Annotated in this window: 14 protein-coding genes; 11 read left to right on the top strand and 3 right to left on the bottom strand. The window is 61.2% G+C overall.

Annotated elements, in window-relative coordinates; translation table 11 throughout:
* Nucleotides 1-33: 33 nt before the first annotated feature.
* The 6 genes from G518_RS0112255 to G518_RS34880 all read left to right on the top strand — a co-directional run bounded on the left by G518_RS0112255 (nt 34) and on the right by G518_RS34880 (nt 9,207).
* Entirely contained in the window at nt 34-927 is an 894-nt protein-coding gene (locus tag G518_RS0112255) for a LysR family transcriptional regulator (protein WP_028602791.1), read from the top strand.
* 141 nt (nt 928-1,068) lie between these two features.
* On the top strand, nt 1,069-2,058 hold the full coding sequence (locus G518_RS34890; protein WP_051236509.1) for a tripartite tricarboxylate transporter substrate binding protein: 990 nt from the start codon (nt 1,069-1,071) through the stop codon (nt 2,056-2,058).
* A 1-nt stretch (nt 2,059) separates the two neighbouring features.
* Nucleotides 2,060-4,168: a hydantoinase/oxoprolinase family protein gene (locus G518_RS0112245; RefSeq protein WP_028602790.1), complete on the top strand. Its 2,109-nt coding sequence runs from the start codon at nt 2,060-2,062 to the stop codon at nt 4,166-4,168.
* Nucleotides 4,169-4,179: 11 nt separating this feature from the next.
* Nucleotides 4,180-6,657 carry a hydantoinase B/oxoprolinase family protein gene (locus tag G518_RS34885; protein WP_051236506.1) on the top strand — a complete coding sequence of 826 codons (2,478 nt, stop codon included), beginning with the start codon at nt 4,180-4,182 and terminating at the stop codon, nt 6,655-6,657.
* A 22-nt stretch (nt 6,658-6,679) separates the two neighbouring features.
* Nucleotides 6,680-7,558, top strand: a complete 879-nt coding sequence (locus G518_RS0112235; RefSeq protein WP_028602789.1) for an alpha/beta hydrolase — start codon at nt 6,680-6,682, stop codon at nt 7,556-7,558.
* A 2-nt stretch (nt 7,559-7,560) separates the two neighbouring features.
* Nucleotides 7,561-9,207, top strand: coding sequence for a flavin-containing monooxygenase (locus G518_RS34880; RefSeq protein ID WP_051236504.1), 1,647 nt, complete (start codon nt 7,561-7,563; stop codon nt 9,205-9,207).
* On the opposite strand, the gene G518_RS0112225 is transcribed toward G518_RS34880, so the two are convergent.
* Genes G518_RS0112225 through metX form a run of 3 tightly spaced genes read right to left on the bottom strand, consistent with a single transcriptional unit; the run spans nt 9,197 to nt 12,319 of the window.
* Nucleotides 9,197-10,555: an amidase gene (locus tag G518_RS0112225; protein ID WP_028602788.1), complete on the bottom strand. Its 1,359-nt coding sequence runs from the start codon at nt 10,553-10,555 to the stop codon at nt 9,197-9,199. The two genes, G518_RS34880 and G518_RS0112225, sit on opposite strands and share 11 nt — an antisense overlap.
* A gap of 40 nt (nt 10,556-10,595) precedes the next feature.
* On the bottom strand, nt 10,596-11,177 hold the full coding sequence (gene metW, locus G518_RS0112220) for a methionine biosynthesis protein MetW (RefSeq protein ID WP_028602787.1): 582 nt from the start codon (nt 11,175-11,177) through the stop codon (nt 10,596-10,598).
* Complete coding sequence (metX, locus tag G518_RS0112215) at nt 11,174-12,319, bottom strand: homoserine O-succinyltransferase MetX (RefSeq protein WP_028602786.1); 1,146 nt, start codon at nt 12,317-12,319, stop codon at nt 11,174-11,176. The genes metW and metX overlap by 4 nt, the downstream gene beginning before the upstream one ends.
* A 283-nt stretch (nt 12,320-12,602) precedes the next feature.
* On the opposite strand from metX, the gene G518_RS0112210 reads away from it, so the two are divergent.
* The 5 genes from G518_RS0112210 to G518_RS34875 all read left to right on the top strand — a co-directional run bounded on the left by G518_RS0112210 (nt 12,603) and on the right by G518_RS34875 (nt 18,393).
* Nucleotides 12,603-13,601 carry a Bug family tripartite tricarboxylate transporter substrate binding protein gene (locus G518_RS0112210; RefSeq protein ID WP_028602785.1) on the top strand — a complete coding sequence of 333 codons (999 nt, stop codon included), beginning with the start codon at nt 12,603-12,605 and terminating at the stop codon, nt 13,599-13,601.
* 289 nt (nt 13,602-13,890) lie between these two features.
* On the top strand, nt 13,891-16,041 hold the full coding sequence (locus G518_RS0112200) for an acetate--CoA ligase family protein (protein WP_028602784.1): 2,151 nt from the start codon (nt 13,891-13,893) through the stop codon (nt 16,039-16,041).
* Nucleotides 16,042-16,174: 133 nt separating this feature from the next.
* Nucleotides 16,175-16,912 (top strand): enoyl-CoA hydratase/isomerase family protein, encoded by a 738-nt coding sequence (locus G518_RS0112195; RefSeq protein WP_028602783.1) that lies wholly within the window; start codon nt 16,175-16,177, stop codon nt 16,910-16,912.
* 282 nt (nt 16,913-17,194) lie between these two features.
* The gene (locus G518_RS0112190) at nt 17,195-17,791 is read left to right on the top strand and encodes an RNA recognition motif domain-containing protein (protein ID WP_028602782.1); all 597 of its coding nucleotides are present in this window, start codon (nt 17,195-17,197) and stop codon (nt 17,789-17,791) included.
* 233 nt (nt 17,792-18,024) lie between these two features.
* Nucleotides 18,025-18,393: a MarR family winged helix-turn-helix transcriptional regulator gene (locus G518_RS34875; RefSeq protein ID WP_051236503.1), complete on the top strand. Its 369-nt coding sequence runs from the start codon at nt 18,025-18,027 to the stop codon at nt 18,391-18,393.
* Nucleotides 18,394-18,641: the final 248 nt, after the last annotated feature.

Genomic DNA, 18,641 nt, shown 5'->3' with positions numbered 1-18,641 from the left:
TCCTAGCGGCAGCAACTGTGGCATGCTCCGGCCATGTCGACGGATCGCATACTTGAACTGACCGCCCTGGTGCGTTCGGTGGAGCTAGGCAGCTTCACCAGCGCGGCTCGCGAGCTCGGCCTCACCGCATCGGCCCTGAGCAAGATCATCACGAAGCTCGAGTCGCGGCTAGGCGTGCGGCTGCTGCATCGCACATCTAGATCACTGGCATTGACGCCCGAAGGCGATACCTTTGTGGCCGGCGCCCGGCGAGTACTCGAAGCCCTTTCCGACGCTGAGGGCCAAGTCAGCATCTCGCTGTCGCGCCCGCAAGGCAAGATCCGCATCTACTCGCTGCCCGCTTTTGCCTATAGGCTGGCGCCCATTCTTTCTGATTTCCTGATTCTGTACCCCGAATTGACGGTGGATCTACAGCTTGGCACCGACAGGTTGGACCTGATCAAGTACGGGTTCGATCTGGCCATTCGCATCGGGGCGCTGGAAGACAGCGGTGCGTTTTCGCGAAAACTTTGCGAGACCGAATGGATCGTATGCGCATCTCCGGACTACCTGGCTCAACGTGGGACACCCATGGAGCCATCCGATCTGTCCAAGCACAACTGCCTGAATTTTTCGGTACACACGCACACTATTCCGTGGCAGTTCCGGGATGAGCCGGATGCAGGCCGACCTTCGATCAGCGGCAATTTACTTTCCAACCACGCCGAGCTGTTGCGCCTAATGGCGGTACGCGGCGTGGGCATCATCCGCGTGGCCGACCATGTCATCGCTGAAGATCTTGCCGCAGGCAGGTTGATACCGGTTCTACCGGGCCAACTAGCATCGCAGCGCGAGCCGGTATGGGCCGTGCACCGCAATCACGAGCACATGATGAGCTTGCGCGTGCGGGTATTCCTTGACTACATCACCGAACGGCTTGGCGGGTAAACCCCCACCCACTCCCCCTAAGACCCCGGATTCGCACGCATGTGTGCCTGCGGGGCATGCATGGAGTTCCTGACATGAGGTTGTTGCAGCGGGCCCCTGCTTCTACGATCCCGGCACCTACAACGCCAGGAGACAAGCCCCATGCGCACACTTCGCACATCGACCGATTCGTCCACCACCCGCCGTAAAGTCCTGGGCCTGCTGGGCGCAAGCGCCGCTGCGATCGCCCTGCCAGCACGTGCGCAGTCCTACCCAAACAAAGCGATCGAGTTGATCGTCTGCTACGGCCCGGGGGGAACCAGTGACATCTACTACCGAGGCCTGGGGCTGCTCATGTCCAGGCAACTGGGGCAGTCGATCGTGATCGTGAACAAACCCGGCGCGGGTAGTGCTGTCGGGACGGCCTACATCAAGAACGCGGCACCGGACGGCTACACCATAGGCAACCTCACGGAAGTGATGATGCGCGAACGCGTCCTGGGCAACAACCTGTACGACCCGGCAAGTGATTTCAAGTACATCGGCGTCGGTGCCACTGTTCCGTTCGGCTGGGCCGTCAAGGCCGACTCGCCTATCAAGACACTCAACCAGCTGGTGACCGAGGGCAAGCAATCGCCCGGCAAATTGAGCTACGGCGCAGCGGGTTCACCAAAGCTGCCGTCATGGGCGATGAAGGTGCTGGAAAGCCAGACCGGCGCGAGCTACCTGGGCGTTCCCTACCCCAGCAGCGCGGCCATCATCACTGCGGCGCTCGGCGGGCAGATCGACGTGATCTGTGATGCGGTCGGTGCCATGGCCGGTACCGTGAGCGGTGGCCGCCTTCGCATGCTGGCCGTTTCTTCCGAACAGCGCCTGACGCAGTGGCCCGACGTGCCCACTGCGCGCGAACTAGGCATTGATGCCACTACCACCTTGCCTTACGGACTTGGCGGGCCCGCCGGAACGCCTCCTGCCGTGGTCGCTCGACTGGAAGACGCCTTACAAAAGGCGGTGGCTGATCCAGAACATCAACAACTGGTGAACCGGCTGAACATGGCGCAATGGGTACGCATCGGCAAGCCTTTCGATGACTACATGCGCAGCCAATACGCCGCCATGCCGGCCCAACTGAAAGCTTTTGGAGCGCTATAAGGTGCAAGGCATTTCCGACAACAAGCGCTACCTCGTCGCCGTCGATACCGGTGGTACCTTCACCGATCTGGCGGTCTACGACACCCACACCGGTCAGGCCCACTTTGGCAAAACGCTAACCACATCATCTGACTTGGTAATTGGTGCCATGCAGGGGCTGGCCGACACGGGTGTCTCGGTGGCCGAAGCGCGGTTTTTTACGCATGGGACCACACACGTCATCAACTCGTTGATCGAGCGTCGCGGTGGACGCACGGCCCTGGTCACCACGCGTGGCTTTCGTGACGTGCTTGAAATCGGCCGTGGGAACCGGGCCGAACCGTTCAACCTGCGCTACCGGCGTGACCCGCCGCTGATCAACCGCGAGCTGCGCCTGGAAGTCACCGAGCGCATCAGCGGGCAAGGTGAGGTCATCACGCCGCTGGCCGAAGACGAGCTGGCGCAGTTGGCCGAACAACTAACCACGGCCGGTGTGCAAGCGGTGGCGGTGTCATTCCTCAACGCCTACCGCAACCCGGCGCACGAAGAGGCCGCAGCCACGCTGCTGCGTACCCTTCTGCCGGGTGTATTCGTCAGCACAGGGTCGAGCCTGACCCGCGAGCTCATGGAATATGAGCGCACGGCCACGGTCGCAGCCAATGCCTTTGTAGGCGCTCGCATGACCAGCTATATCGATAGTTTCGGCACAGAATTGGACAAACGCGGTTTCACCGGCAACTTCTACCTGATGGGCTCCAATGGTGGCGTGATGTCAGCACCGTCTGCCACGCGTGCACCCATCGCACTGGTCGAATCAGGCCCGGTAGGGGGGTGCATAGGCGCAGCCGCGTACGCCAAGGCGCTCGGATTGGATCGTGTGGTGGCGTTCGACATGGGCGGCACCACGGCCAAATGCGCGCTGATCGAAGGCGCATCGTTCGACGTAGTCAACACCTATTTCGTCAACGGTTATGAGCGCGGTTTCCCGGTTCGCACGCCGGTGCTGGACATCGTAGAGATCGGTGCAGGCGGCGGATCGCTGGCCTGGCTAGACGAGAACCACCGCATGCGGATCGGGCCGCGCAGCGCGGGTTCAGAACCCGGGCCCATCGCCTTTGGCCGAGGCGGCACTCAACCCACGGTCACGGATGCCAACGTGGTGCTCGGCCGAATCGGTTCGGGTAGCTTCATGGACGGAAAACTGCCACTGGATGTGGAGGCCGCCATCCTTGGTGTACGCAAGGAACTGGCCACACCGCTGGGTATGGAAGGCGAAGCCGGGGTAGACCGCGCGGCGCAGGGCATCCTGGATCTGGCCTGCGTGGCCATGGCCAATGTGGTCAAGGAAATCACGATTGAGCGCGGACGTGATGTGCGCGAATACAAACTGATTGCCTTCGGCGGCGGTGGCCCCATCTTCGCGTCGGAGCTGGCGCGCAGCCTGGGCATCCGCGACGTGGTGATCCCACCCAACCCTGGCGCCTTTTCTTCTTTTGGCATGCTGTTGGCACCCGTGCGTCGTGACGTCTCGGCAGCCTTCATGGAAAAGCTGGACACCGCCGCACTGGAGCGAGCTGGCGCCCAGTTCGCCCAGTTGGAGCGCGAAGGCCAAGCCGCACTGATGGCCGAGATGGAGATGGACTCGGCGAGCCTGCGGTTTCGCCGCGAGGCCGACATGAGCTACGCCGGACAGAGCCACAGTGTGAAAGTGGCCTTCCCAAGCGATGCTAGCGTGGCGTCAGTACGTGAAGCGTTCGAGGCCGCCTATCGCGCCCGTTACGGCCACCTCAACGAAGACTCCCCCATCAGCGTAGTGGTGCTGCGCGTGGTGTGCGAAGTCCCGATTCCCGGACCAGACCTGTCCGCCGGCATCGACACCTCCAGCAGGGGCTCCGCAGCGCAACCACAGCCGGTCGGCACGCGCGCGGTTTACTTCGCATCGTCTGGCCGCGTCGCCACGGCGGTGTACCGCCGCAACGAGTTAGCGCCCGGCATCTGCATCGAAGGTCCGGCTGTGATCGAGGAGTTCAGTTCCACGACCTTGCTCGCTCCAGGTGACCGGTTGACGGTTGGCGTCTTGGGCGAACTGAATGTCAGCTGCCATAGCGCGGCCTCCCCCGCTTCCGAATGAGCACAGCCAGCATGAACGCACATCATTTCGCAGAAACCAGGAGTGCCCACGCGAGCAAACTCCTCGACCCTATCCAGCTACAGGTCGTCAAGCAGCGCATCGTGGCTGTACCGAACCTGATCGAGAAAAACGTGGAGCGCACCGCATTCAGCGTACTGGTGCAGGAATACAAAGACTACGCAGTCGGTTTTGTCGATCCCACTGGCCGCCTGGTGGCTCAATCTCGCCACAGCCTGCCGGCCTTCGTTGCCAACGCTTTGGGCTTGGCCGTCCGCGCGGGTCTGCGCGAGATCGGCGAAGACGACATGCACTCCGGCGACATCATGATCGTCAGCGAGGCCGCTGTGTTGGGCAAGCACATCAACGACGTAGTGGCCTATACACCGGTACGGGCACAGGGCCGCTTGTTGGGCTTCTTTGCGGTGTTGGTGCACTGGATTGACGTGGGTGGCGCGGTCACAGGCTCTTGCTTCTCACCCAGCACCACGGACGTATTCCAGGAAGGTACGCAGTTCCCCACTGTCAAACTGGTGTCGCGCGGCAAGCGGGTGCGCGATATCTTCCGCATCATCGAAACCAACACCCGCTTCCCCAAATTGCTCATGGGTGATCTGGAGGCGCAACTGGGCGGATGCCTGATGGGTCACGACATGGTGCAGGAAATCGTGGTGCAGTATGGGCCCGATATGTTGATGGCCGCCGTCGACGAAATGTTCACCGATGCTGACCGTGCGATGGAGCGAGCCCTCTCGGCGCTGCCGCCCGGGACTTACAAAGCTTCTTCATTCATGGACGACGATGGCGTGCGCATTGGCGAGCCGATCCGTATCGACGTCAGCGTCACCATTGGCGATGGCCAAATGACCGTGGATCTTTCAGGCCTGAGCGAGCAGCTGGCCGGGCCCTTCAACGCCGGGCGTGATGGCGGTGCTGTGGCCGTGGCACGCATGGCCGCCAAGATTCTCTTTGCCGGCGATACGCCGGTGAATGAGGGCGATTTCATGCGGGTGCATGTGGATATCCCGGATGGCAAGTTCCTCAGCGCCCGTCCGGACGCGCCAGTAGGAGGCGCCGGCAACACCTCGGCTACCGTAGTGGACACCATCATCAGCGCCCTGGCACCTGCCATGGCAGGGCAGGTGCCAGCCGGTCACCATGGCATCTACGGAACCCACACCATTTCCGGACGGCTGCCATCCGGCGAACGCTACCTGAGCCTGGACGCCATGTCCGGTGGCTGGGGCGCGTTTGCGACAGCCGACGGACCAGGGCCCTACCGTTCGCTCACCCATGGTGACGTGCGCGACGTTCCGGTCGAGCTGCAGGAAGCCTACTATCCGTACCGGATAGAGGCCAAGCAGTTGCGGGCGGACAGCGGGGGTGCAGGCCGGCATAGGGGCGGGCTAGGTATCGAAAAAGTCTACCGCTTCCTGCAGGACTGCACGCTTCTGGCGAAAGTGGAACGCACCGGTTGCCCGCCCTGGGGCTTGAGCGGCGGCATGCCTGGAAGCTGCCCCGCAGGCCACGTAGACCACCAGGATGGGCGCCAACTTGAGATGAAAAAGGGGCAATGGCCCATGAAAGCGGGCGACTCAGCGCGCATCCTGAGCGGCGGCGGCGGCGGCTACGGCCACCCGCATGAGCGCGACCCGCGCAGCGTAGCCGAGGACGTGCGCCAAGGCTACGTGACCGCCGAGGCCGCTACGCTTGATTACGGCGTGGTGGTGGCCCCGAATGGCGGCGTCGATGCCGTGCGCACTGCTGTGCTGCGTGGCGCCGTGTCGGCCGATACTGGTGCGTTGTTTGGCGAAGGGCAAGACCTTTACCTGGTAATGACCCGCCCGGTTGACGGCCAGGACAGGCTGTTCAACCACTGGTACTCGGCCACCCACGTGCACGACCTGCTGGCGATCCCAGGCATTGCAGCAGCGCAGCGCTTCCGATTGCACGGCGCGGCGGGCCAGTCGCACGACGGTCCTCCCTATCTGGCCATCTATGCCTTGGCAGAAACGCAGCGCGCTATTGACGGCATTGTGGCGCGCCGCGGCACATCGCTCATGCCATCTACCTCCGCGCTCGACCGATCTGCCAGCGTAGCCGTGGTTTACAGCCCGGCAGGCCAGCCGTTGCGCGTGCGGGAGCCCGAGGGCGGTGGTGCCATGCTGATGCTGGGTTTGAACACTGCAGAGCGAGATACAAGCCTGGACGAAGCGCTACAAAACCAATGGCAGCCCGCACTGGCCGCGCTCCCAGGGATCAACGCCGTTCGTTGGTACCGGGCAAGCGACTTCCAGACCAAGCCCGAACTGCCGCGCTACCACCGCGTCCTGTATGCGCATGTGGACGACTCAGCCGCCCTGCGTGCCGCGCTCGATAGTGGCGCACTCGATGCCTTGCTGGCCAGCATTTCCAACGCCGGTGGTGTGGCCTCTGTAATCCGTTGCGACGCCCTCACTGCAGCTGTCACGCCTGTCCAGCAGGACCAGTAAGACCACGAACGAAAGAGACACCATGTACCGCGATATCGAGTTCCTCTCCGACAACGTCACCATCCGCGGCAGGCTCTACTTGCCGCCCCAGGCTGATGGCCCACTCCCTACCGTCATCATGGCTCCCGGCTTTGGTGGGCTGATCCAGCATTCGGCGCAGCAATACGCCGAAGCCTTTGCGCAGGGCGGATTGGCCGCCTTGATCTATGACCATCCACGCTTCGGCATCAGCGACGGAACGCCCCGGCAAGATGTAGATCCAGTACTGCAACGCCGCACCTACCGCGACGCCATCAGCTTTGCCGAGACCCTGCCTGAGCTAGCTTCCGACCGGATTGGACTTTGGGGCTCCAGCTACGGCGGCGGCCATGTGATCGAAGTCGCAGCGCAAGACCGTCGCGTGCGCTGTGTGGTGTCACAAGTGCCTACGATCAGCGGCTTCCAGCAGGCACGGCGGCGCATGACAGGCGATGCCATGAAAGCGATGCGGGTACGCTTTGACGCTGATCGCGCCGGCCGGCTGCAAGGAAAGCCTCCAACCGTGTTGCCGCTGGTGTCCATCGACCCTGCCAAGCCGGGCTACTTCAACACCCAGGCGGCGTATGACAACTACATGCTGCCCGGTTTCGTCAACGAGATCACACTGCGCAGCCTGGAAATGGGATGGGAGAACGAGCCCGCCATCAACATCGCGCGGATCAGCCCAACCCCGCTCCTGATGATCGTGGCAGACGAGGACGAAGCCACGCCCTCAGACCTGGCACTGGGCGCGTACAGCCAGGCCCTGGAGCCCAAGAAACTGCTGATCGTCAAAGGTGGCCACTTCTCGCCCTACAAGCTGCATTTCAGCATCACAAGCGGCGCGGCGCTGGAATGGTTCCAACAGCATTTGGGGACCTGAGCATGCACCGTGAGGACCACCTGCGCGTCGACTCATTGATCATCGGTGCTGGCTTTGCCGGCATGTACGCCATCCACAAACTGCGCAAAATCGGCTTGCAGCCACTGGCCTTTGAGGCCGGCAACGATGTCGGCGGCACCTGGTACTGGAACCGCTATCCCGGCGCCCGCTGCGACGTGGAAAGCATGGAGTACTCCTACTCGTTCGACAACGATCTGCAGCAGGAATGGCAATGGAGCGAGCGTTATGCCAGCCAGGCAGAGATCTTGCGATATGCCAGCCATGTCGCTGACCGCTTCGACTTGCGGCGCAGCATCCGCTTTTCCACCCGGGTGGTGGCAGCCGAATTCGATCTCGCCACCGATCTGTGGACAGTCAAGACTGACCGTGGTGACGTAGTGCAGGCCCGCTTCGTCATCATGGCTGGTGGCTGTCTCTCTCTGCCCCGCATGCCAGATTTCCCCGGTCGGGATAGCTTTACCGGCAAGCTTTACCACACAGGAAGTTGGCCACACGAGAGTGTTGACTTCAGCGGACTGCGCGTGGGCGTCATCGGCACGGGCTCATCGGGCATCCAGGTGATTCCGCAGTTGGCCCGCGATGCAGCGCACCTGACAGTCTTCCAGCGCACCCCCAATTTCAGCCTGCCGGCCTTCAATCGAACCTCCGACCCCAAGGCACAGGCCTGGCACAAGCGCCACTACGCGCAGCGGCGAGAAAGGGCCCGTTACAGTGCGGGCGGCATTGCCGGCCACCCACTGGCGCAGCGCAACGCACTGGATGTATCCCCCAGAGAACGAGAAAATGAATACGAGGCCGCTTGGCACCGGGGTAGCACCGGCTTCATCCGCCTGTACAAGGATCTGCTGGTGAACCACGACGCGAACGAGACCGCAGCAGCCTTCGTGCGCCGCAAGATTCAGGAGATCGTGCAAGACCCGGCCATGGCTGAACGCCTGACCCCGAAAGACCACCCCATCGGCACCAAGCGCCTGTGCCTGGATACGGACTACTACGACACCTACAACCGCCCGAACGTCACATTGGTGGATGTGAGATCCGACCCCATCGAGGCCATGGTTGCCGAAGGCTTGCGCACCCGCGACGCACTGCACCAACTGGATGCCATCGTATTCGCCACCGGCTACGATGCAGTCACCGGTGCCGTGTTGGCGATAAATTTCTGTGTGCGTGGTGGCGAAAGGCTTGCAACCAAATGGGCGCATGGACCCCGCACCTACCTCGGCTTGATGACTGCTGGCTTCCCCAACCTGTTCCTGGTCACTGGGCCGGGTAGCCCCTCCGTACTGACGAACGTGATCGCGGCCATAGAGCAGCACGTGGAGTGGATCGCCGATTGCATTTCACATCTTCAGGAAACCGGTGTGCAGCGCATCGAGGCAGACCCAGCTTTTGAAGACGATTGGGTCGCCCACGTGAACGAGCTTGCCGCAAGCATGCTGGTCATGAAAGCGAACTCTTGGTACATGGGTGCCAACGTGCCTGGCAAGCCGCGCGTATTCATGCCGTATCCGGGAGGGCTCGGCACTTACCGAATGAAGTGCGCTGACGTGGCTTTCAAAGGGTATGAAGGCTTCGCCCTCTCAGGACAACGAACCGTCAACCCTGAATTGATAGTCAGTGTCTAGCGAGCAGGATCTGCTCAGTCGCCAAGCCCAACGCCAGAATCTCGCGGTCCCTACCACCTGCGCCCGCAAGCATCAGGCCCACGGGCGGCTCACCTTTGGCATGACAAGGCAATGAGAGCGCGCAGCCATCCAGGAAGTTGATCAGCGTAGGATTGCGCAGGATCAGCCCATTGGCAGCTGCGTAGGCCTCATCGCTCGATTGCAGCTCAGCGATCGGTGGGGCGATCACTGGCACCGTGGGGAGTAGCAGCGCATCAAAGCCCGCAATGCGCGCCTCGACCTGGGTGATCCAGCGCTTGCGTGCTTGAATCAAATCGATGTAATCGGCAGCGCCCATCTTTTCGCCCGCACGAATACGCCCGCTTACGCGCGGGTCGTACTCGGCGCCGCGCTCGGTCAACAACGTGCGATGCCAAGCCCAAGCCTCGGCATTGGCCAATGTGCCCCGCGCATGCAGGCGGCCCATTTCTGAGAATTCTGGAATGGCTAGGCGGGTGATCAGCGCGCCAGCGGACTGTAAGCGGGCGCAGGCGGCTTCGAAAGCTGCCGCCACCACAGCATCCACACCGTCAAACACAACGGTCTCTGGGACGGCAAATCTCGCGCCCGCGAGCGATCGAGGCAATGGTGCCAAAGGCGCTTCACCAGCCAGGATGGCGTCCACGATGGCGCAGCAATGCACGCTGGCAGCCAAGGGACCAATGGAATCCAGTGAGGTGGACAGCGGCAGCGCGCCTTCGGTGGGCACGCGTCTTTGGGTCGGCTTGAACCCTGTCAGTCCGCACAGCGCCGATGGAATACGCACGGAGCCGCCGGTATCTGAGCCAATACCCACCACCGCCATCCCGTCAGCCACTGAGACCGCCGCACCTGAAGACGAGCCACCGGGAATGCGCCCTGTGGCGCGATCCCAAGGGTTCTTAGGGGTTCCGTAGTGCGGGTTGAGCCCCAGGCCGGAGAAGGCAAATTCGGTCATGCTCGTACGGCCTACGATCACCGCACCGGCCGCGACCAGGCGTTCAATCACGGGCGCACTGTGCGTGGCAGGGGTGCCTCCTCGGAGCACCGCTGAGCCAGCCGTGGTCACCTCACCTGCCACATCGAACAGATCTTTCACCGACACCGGCAGCCCCTCCAGCGGAGAGCGCACGATGCCGGCAGTACGCAGCAGATCGGAAGCGCGGGCCGCAGCCAGGGCGCGCTCTGCACTCAGAGCGACAAAGGTTTTCGCACCCTCTCCTTGCGGATCACTTGCCCGCGCCAGAGCGGCTTCAGTCAGTTGGACAGAAGTTGTCCTGCCAGCGGCCAGCTCCTTGGACAGCTGTTCTATGGTGGGTAGATCAGTCATATGAGAATAAGGTGGGTGGCGTAGGGGTTGATCGAAGCGCTCAGCGCTGCAGCGTGAACACCGCTGTACTCGCCCGCATATTGGGCAGCCAGCGCACCTCCTGCCCGTCTTGCACGCCAAAAGCATCCAGAATCTTCAGGCCATTCTTGCGCGCAAGGGCCTCAAAATCCATGTAGGTGCCCACACGGATGTTGGGGGTGTCATACCACTGATAAGGCAGGCGCCGTGTGACCGGCATGCGCCCGCGCAGCACCTGTAATCGGTTGGGCCAATGGGCGAAATTGGGGAAGGCCACAATGCCCATGCGTCCCACCCGGGCGGTCTCGCGCAACATGATCTCGGCGTTGTGCAAGTGCTGCAAGGTGTCAATCTGCAGCACCACATCAAAGCTCTGGTCTTGAAAGGCTTTGAGCCCCTGATGGAGGTTGAGCTGCAACACGTTCACGCCGCGCCGTACACAGGCCAGTACGTTGGAATCGTCAATCTCGATTCCATAGCCGGTGCACTTGCGCTCGCGTATCAGGTGCTCCAGCAACGCGCCGTCGCCGCAACCCAGGTCAAGCACGTGCGAGCCTTGCGGAACCAGGCGAGCAATGAGTTGGTGAATACTGGCTTCGCTCATGCTTTCACCCCGCTTGCAATACTTTCAAAATAAGAGCGAACCACACTCAGGTAACGAGAATCTTCCAGCAAGAAAGCATCGTGGCCGTGGGGTGCATCAATCTCCGCGTAGCTCACGGACCGGCGGTTTTCCAGTAACGATTTAACGATTTCTCGCGAACGTGAGGGCGGGAAACGCCAGTCGGTTGTGAAGCTGGCCAGCAGGAATTTGGCCTGCGTTTGCGCCAGAGCCCTGGTCAGATCGCCGCCGAATGCGAGCGCCGGATCAAAGTAATCCAGTGCCCGGGTGATCAGCAGATAGGTGTTGGCATCAAAGTATTCGCTGAACTTGTCGCCCTGATAGCGCAGGTAGCTTTCTATCTGAAACTCGACATCTTGGGTGGAATACCGGTAGCCGCTGGCGTGCTTGGTGACGACTTCGCGCAATTCGCGGCCGAACTTCTCGTTCATCACATCGTCGCTCAAGTAGGTGATGTGACCAATCATGCGCGCAATGCGCAAGCCGCGCTGCGGCACGACACCATGGCGATAGAAGTGCCCTCCGTGAAAATCCGGATCAGTCACGATGGCGCGCCGGGCGACCTCGTTGAAGGCAATGTTCTCTGCAGACAGATTAGGCGCACTGGCGATCACTACCGCGTGGCGCACGCGGTCTGGATATTGAAGCGTCCAGGAAAGCGCCTGCATACCGCCCAGGCTGCCGCCCATGACCGCCGCCAATTGCCGGATGCCCAGCGCATCCAGCAGGCGCGCTTGCGCGTCTACCCAGTCTTCAACGGTCACCACCGGGAAATCGGCCCCATAGATTTGCCCGCTATCCGGATTGATATGCATGGGCCCGGTAGATCCGAAGCAAGATCCCAGGTTGTTGATACCAATGACGAAGAACCGATCTGTATCTACCGGCTTGCCGGGGCCTACCATGTTGTCCCACCAGCCCTCGCTGCGCTCTTGGCCTTCATAAACACCCGCCACGTGATGGGAGGCGTTCAGCGCGTGGCAAATCAAAACCGCATTGCTGCGATCGGCGTTGAGGCGGCCATAGCATTCGTAGGTCAGGTCATATCCACGGATGGACGCGCCGCTTTGAAGAGGTAGCGGCGCCTCGAAATGCATGGTCTGCGGTGTAGCGATGAGCGGCATGGCAACAAATATAAGGGCCCCCACGTTCCCCCGCTTCGCGAGGTGCGCTGCCCCCAAAAAGGGAGCATTTTTATTTTGGGAACGGCCCGGAAATAAAAAAACCCGGTCCGCCAAAATCGAAACCGGGTGTGGTGCGCAGGCTCGAATTTAGCGGAATTTATTGAGCGCCCGCAAGCAGAGGCAAATCGGCGCTGTTCGAGCCAGTATAGCGCGAAGGGGCATCGCCAATTGCATCCACCTGTGCTCATAATTCGCCATCCCTGATCTGATCCGAGGAAAACACATGAACGAGACTTTTAGTAAGTCCACGGCTGCGATTCTGTCCAGCGTGGTGGCGAGTTCACTGCTTTTAGCGGGTGCGTCTGTCTCAGCGCAGACCCCGGATACGTTCCCATCCAAGCCTGTGCGCATCATGTATCCCTTCTCACCCGGGGGGGGCATGGAAGTGGTGCTGCGTGTGATGGCCGAGGGCATGCAGAAGTCCATGGGCCAGCCCGTGATTGTGGACAACCGGACAGGCGCAGGTGGCGCTATTGCCGCCAACGCTGCCGCCACTGCGCCAGCCGACGGCTACACCCTGTTCGTCGGCCCCGTCGGTATTGCGGCCATCACACCGCACCTGCGAAAACTGCCTTACGACCCGCAAAAAGACCTGGTGCCTGTGGCGAAGTTGTCGGAGTTCTACCCCGCCTACACCATCTCCACCAATCTCCCGGTCAAAAATCTTCCAGAATTCATTGCGTACGCCAAGGCCCACCCAGGAGAGGTGAGCTACGCCACTTCAGGCGTTGGCTCGCAAGGCCATCTGGGCGGAGAGATCCTGCAGAAGGCCTGGGGCATCAAGATGACCCATGTGCCCTACAAGGGCGCGGCTGAAATCACCACCGACCTGATCGCCGGCCGGGTGAACATGAGCAGCGACGTCACGATGCTGCAGTACGCCAAGCAAGGCAAGGTGAATTTTCTGGCCACGCAGTCACCCAAACGGCTGGCTGACTTCCCCGATGTGCCCATGGTGTCTGAGGCCGGGGTACCTGAGCCGGGCACCACAGGCACTTGGTTCGGAGCGTTCGCACCCAAAGGAACGCCTCAGCCAGTGATTGACCGGCTGGCAGCCGAGTTTGAAAAAGCGCTCAAGCAGCCTGATGTGGCCGTGCGCATGGCCCCGTACGCCATGGTGCCTGCTTTCGCTGGCCCAGCCCCATTCCGCAAGCAATGGGAGCAAGACTACGTACTCTATGGCCGCGCCATCAAGGAACTGGGCCTGAAGCTCGAGAACTAACCCCCTGAGTCGCTTACGCGCCTTCCCCCCCAAGGGGGACGCACCTGGCGGCCTGGCAAAGCCAGCTCCGCGGGTGCCACGCATGGCCTGCTCCGCGGCATTTGGGCTCATTCGTTGCATATGGGTGCTGTCGAACGATGCATCCAGGGACTAAGGACCGCCAAGAGGAGCGCCCCAGGAGGCCTATGGTTGAGAAGCTCTATGGGTGCAACGCACTGCCTCTTGCTCCGCCCTTGGGCTCTTTCGTTTCACGTGTCGCCGTTGCGATGCAACATGAAAAAATGAATTGATGATGGAAGTCACTTTGCAAGCCTCGCCAATATCTTCGCTGCAGGCCGTACAGACGGCTCTGAACCCCAGAGCGATTGCCATTCTGGGCGCATCAGATGATCTGGTGAAATGGGGCGGCAGCATGCTGAATCTGCTGCGCAAGTTTCATTGGGATGGGGCAATCTACCCAGTCAACCCGCGTGCCACCATGGTGCAGGGGCTGAAGTCGTATCCGAGTGTGAGCGCCATCGGTCAGGCGGTTGATGTAGCGCTGATCGCCGTGCCGCAAGAACGCACTGAGGCTGCGTTCGAGGATTGCGCCGCAGCCGGGGTTAAGGTCATCTTGATGGTCACTTCCCAGTTCGCGGAAAGCGGGCCGGAGGGCGCCCTGCTCCAGGAGCGGCTGCTTGCCATTGCCGGGCGTGCGGGCATGCGGGTGATTGGCCCCAATTGCATGGGCTATTTCCACAGCCATGCCAATATGAACCTGCTCAACTCCCAGGCGCTCATGCGCAATGAGGTGTTGGTCAAAGGGGAGATCGCACTCATCAGCCAGAGCGGCGCACTGGCGGGCGCGATGCTCTCACGTGCCTACGATCTGGGCACGGGCTTCTCCATCTGCGTCTCGCTGGGTAATCAAGCTGACCTGGAGGTGTCTGATTTCCTCGAATACGCGATCAACGACGAACACTCGAAGGTGATTGCGCTGTATGTGGAAGGCATCCGGGACGGTGCACGCTTCCTGACACTGCTGAGCCAGGCCCGCGCGGCGGGCAAGCCGGTATTGATCGTGAAAGCAGGGCGCACGGCGCTTGGGCAGATAGCGGTGCAGTCCCATACCGCCAGCCTGGCCGGCGAGTACCGGGTCTTCGAATCGGTAGTGAAGGCCGCAGGGGCAGTGCTGGTCGACGATTTTCTGGAACTGGTGGCACAAGCCGCTGCTTGGACTCGCCTGCCCGCACCCAGTGGCCCGCAGGTAGCGGTGATGTCAGGCTCCGGCGGCGGCGGTGCAGTGGCAAGCGATCTCGTGGGAGAAACTGGATTGCAGGCCGCCACACTGGGCCCGGAGACGATACAAAGCCTGCTGCCTTTGATGCCTGAATCCGGCGCCCGCCTGCCGTTTGACTTGGGTGCCATCCCTGGCCCTATGCGCGCCAGCGACCCACAATGGCTGCGTAAAGTCATGGACACCATGCTGACCGATCCCGATGTGGGCGCGGGCCTGTTTCTCATGACCACCATGCCTGAAATGGTGCAGGCGGCCGACACCGTGGTGGAGATCAATCGAGGCAACCGCAAGCCGATGGCCTTCGTCAACGCGGCGGGCAGCGCCGGCGCGGAAGCTGGCGCGCGGCTTAAAGAAGCTGGCCTGGTGAACTTCGCCAACATCAAGGAGGCGCTGGGCTATCTTCGCAACCGCCTGGCGTGGCAGACCTGGGTGCCCCCCGAGGTCGTGCCTGCTGACACCACCTCGGCGGCTGCGATTGAGAAAGTCGCTGCCACGCTGGCGCCCGGCCTGATCACCGAGCACGAGACCAAACGCCTGCTGGCAGCGGCCGGAATCCCTGTGACCCACGGCGATGTGGCCGTTTCCGCAGACCAGGCCATACAGATTGCGGGCTCGATTGGATACCCCGTCGTGATGAAGCTTGTCTCTGCGCAGATCTCGCACAAAAGCGATGTGGGCGGGGTGGTGCTGGGCGTGGCCGACGACGCGTCTGTGCGGCGGCATTTCCAGGCACTGCAAGAGGCCACCAACAAAGTGCCGGGTGCGGTTTTTGAAGGGGCGTTGGTACAACAGCAGGCGCGCGCAGATGCTGAAGTGCTGGTCGGCACCAAATGGGATGCTCAGTTTGGCCCCATGCTCATGATTGGCATCGGAGGCACGCTCGTCGAGCTTCTGCAAGACACTGCGCTGCTGCCTGCCAAGGCTGATGCCAATGCGATCAGGCACGCCATCAAGGGCCTGCGCCTGTTTCCTCTGCTCGATGGCTACCGCGGCAAGCCCAAAGTAAAGCTGGAAGCGGTAGTCGATGTGGCGTTGCGATTCGGGCGTTTGGCCACTCAGTTAGGCGAGCGCCTCGCAGAATGCGAAGCCAATCCGGTGATGGTCAGTGGCGATCAGGTCATTGTGGCGGACGCTCGAGCGGTGGTTTGGAATGCCCCCTGAGTCGCTTCGCCCCTTCCCCCGTGGGTGCCCTCGCTTTGACCTGCTCCGCGGCTACTTGGCTCTTTTGGTTCCCGTGCCGTCGGGCGGACGTTGCCTGACCCGCTCCACTTTCTCTTAACGCTGAAGAACTCATATGAACGCTCCCGTCACCTACGAAGTCCAGGGCCACATTGCTCTCATCACCTTGCGTCGGCCGGAGCGCCGCAACGCATTGAACACCCAGATGAGCGCACTGCTGAGCGAATACTGGCACCGCTTTGCCAATGGTCCTGAACGCGTGGCGTTGCTATCAGCGGAAGGTGATCACTTCTGTGCTGGTGTGGACGTCACGGATGCCTCCAAGGAAGCTTGGCGAGGCGTTCCCAACGTGGGCGCCAAGATTGATAAGCCGCTCATCAGCGCCGTGCAGGGCTGGGCGGTGGGCGCAGGATTCACGCTGACAATGATGAGCGATCTTTGCGTGGTGGATGACACTGCTCAGTTCATGTTCCCTGAGGCCAAACTGGGCCTGTTCGGTGGCATTACCGCCAGCCTGGTCTCGCGGATTCCGCACAAAGTGGCGGTGGAGTTTCTCATGCTGGGTGATCCCCTGCCTGCTCAACGCGCCTATGAAGTGGGCCTGGTGAACCGCGTGACGGAAAAGGGAAAGGCCTATGAAACCGCACTGGACATGGCCCAGCGGCTGGCCGATGCTGCCCCGCTGGTTTTGCAGACGATCAAGCGGGCCACGCTCGAAACCTTGCCCAAATCGCCTGCCGAGTTGGCCTACCCGCAGATGGGATATTTGACGGCCATTGCCCAGAGTGAAGACTTCAAGGAAGGTGTGGCCGCCTTCAAGGAAAAACGCAAGGCTGAGTTCAAAGGTACCTAAGAAGCTTAAAACGTGTTCATGGTCGTGGGGTACCGGGATAACTGTTCCCGGAATTCAACCGCGCAACCTCCTCTCAAATAACCATACACCCAAGTAAGGATTAAAAGGGTTGCTTGACTTTCCTTATTCTGACGCATAATTCACAAGCGCCTATTTTGAACGGGCGCGTAGTATGCGGTGAAAAGGTCAGTGTCGCTTCCCCCTCGGTGTTTTTTGCCAGGTCTGATTGAAGGCGTTTTGCGGACTCCATCGCTTTTTATTCGTTATTGAGGAGTCCCTTTAATGGGCAATAAACTTTACGTCGGCAATCTTCCTTACTCGGTGCGCGACGGTGATCTGGAACAGGCATTCGGCCAATTTGGCTCTGTAACCAGCGCCAAAGTGATGATGGAACGCGATACTGGCCGCTCAAAAGGCTTCGGCTTTGTCGAGATGGGCAGCGACCCAGAAGCGCAAGCAGCTATTAACGGCATGAACGGCCAACCGTTGGGCGGCCGCAACGTCGTCGTTAACGAAGCACGTCCCATGGAAGCACGTCCCCCACGCACTGGTGGCGGCGGCGGCTACGGTGGTGGCGGCGGCGGTGGCTACGGTGGTGGTGGCGGCGGCGGCTACGGTGGTGGCGGCGGTGGCGGCGGCTACGGTGGTGGTGGTGGCGGCGGTCGTCGTGAAGGCGGCGGCGGTGGCTACGGTGGCGGCGGCCGTGAAGGCGGTGGCGGCGGCTACGGTGGTGGCGGCGGCGGTCGTCGTGAAGGCGGCGGCGGTGGCGACAGCGGTTTCCGCAGCCCCTACGGCTCCGGTCCTCGTGGCGGTGGCGGCGGCGGTGGCCGTCGTGACGGCGGTGGCGGCGGCTACGGCGGCGGCGGCGACGACTATTGATCTGCTGCGCTAATGCACCAGGTATCCTGGCGCTTCGCAAATAAAAAGGCTCCGAAAGGAGCCTTTTTTGTTGCTACGCTTTCTTGGGAGATTTGGAGAGCGCGAAGCAAGACAGCGTAACGCCGAACTCCTGGGCAAGATCGCCCCGGAAGGCAGCAAGATGTTCATACGCAGTCAAAGTAAAAACACTCATATAGTTGCATAGCTAACTGAAATCAACTATCCTGGCACCCATGTTTGACCATTGCTTATATTTCAACACCACCGCTTTGGCGCGCCGCGTTGAGCGTGAATGGACGCAAGCATTCGCGGTATTTGAATTGTCACCACCCCAAGCGTTCATGCTTCGGGTGATATTGGCCAAGCCTGGTTTGCTCCAGCGAGAACTGGCGGCTGAGCTCTCTATAGCCAGGCCCACCGCCACTCGCGCATTGGATTTCCTGCAAACCAAAGGATTAATAGAAAGACAAGGACGCGATGGCGATGGACGAGAGGTTTGTATTCAACCCACAAAAGATGCCATTGCAATCCATTCGGCATTAAATGGGGTCGATTTGTTTTCGTTGTCAAAAGTGACGGTAGGAGATCGAGCACTGGCGTAGGGGTGGCCTGCCAAGCCATTGATTTCATTGGGTTTCCTGTTGATTTTTTTGATCGCCGTTTGAGGGCGCAAAAGCGTGCTCGGTTTCAACCGCCGGTCCCGGTTTTCGGCGTGGTCTGTGACGGCAGGATTTCACTGGCATAACGCTCCACTGGAAAGCGGAATACGCCCCTCAAATTGATACCTTGCAGCCGCGTCGGCGCAATTTTCCCCGTGAGCTCCGCCGGGATGACCTGACGCCGGTTGGCC

It is taken from the genome of Ottowia thiooxydans DSM 14619 (assembly GCF_000422885.1).
In the GTDB taxonomy this organism is placed as follows: domain Bacteria; phylum Pseudomonadota; class Gammaproteobacteria; order Burkholderiales; family Burkholderiaceae_C; genus Ottowia; species Ottowia thiooxydans.
Note: the sequence above shows the minus strand (reverse complement) of the source record. Positions and strands in the feature narration are given on the sequence as shown.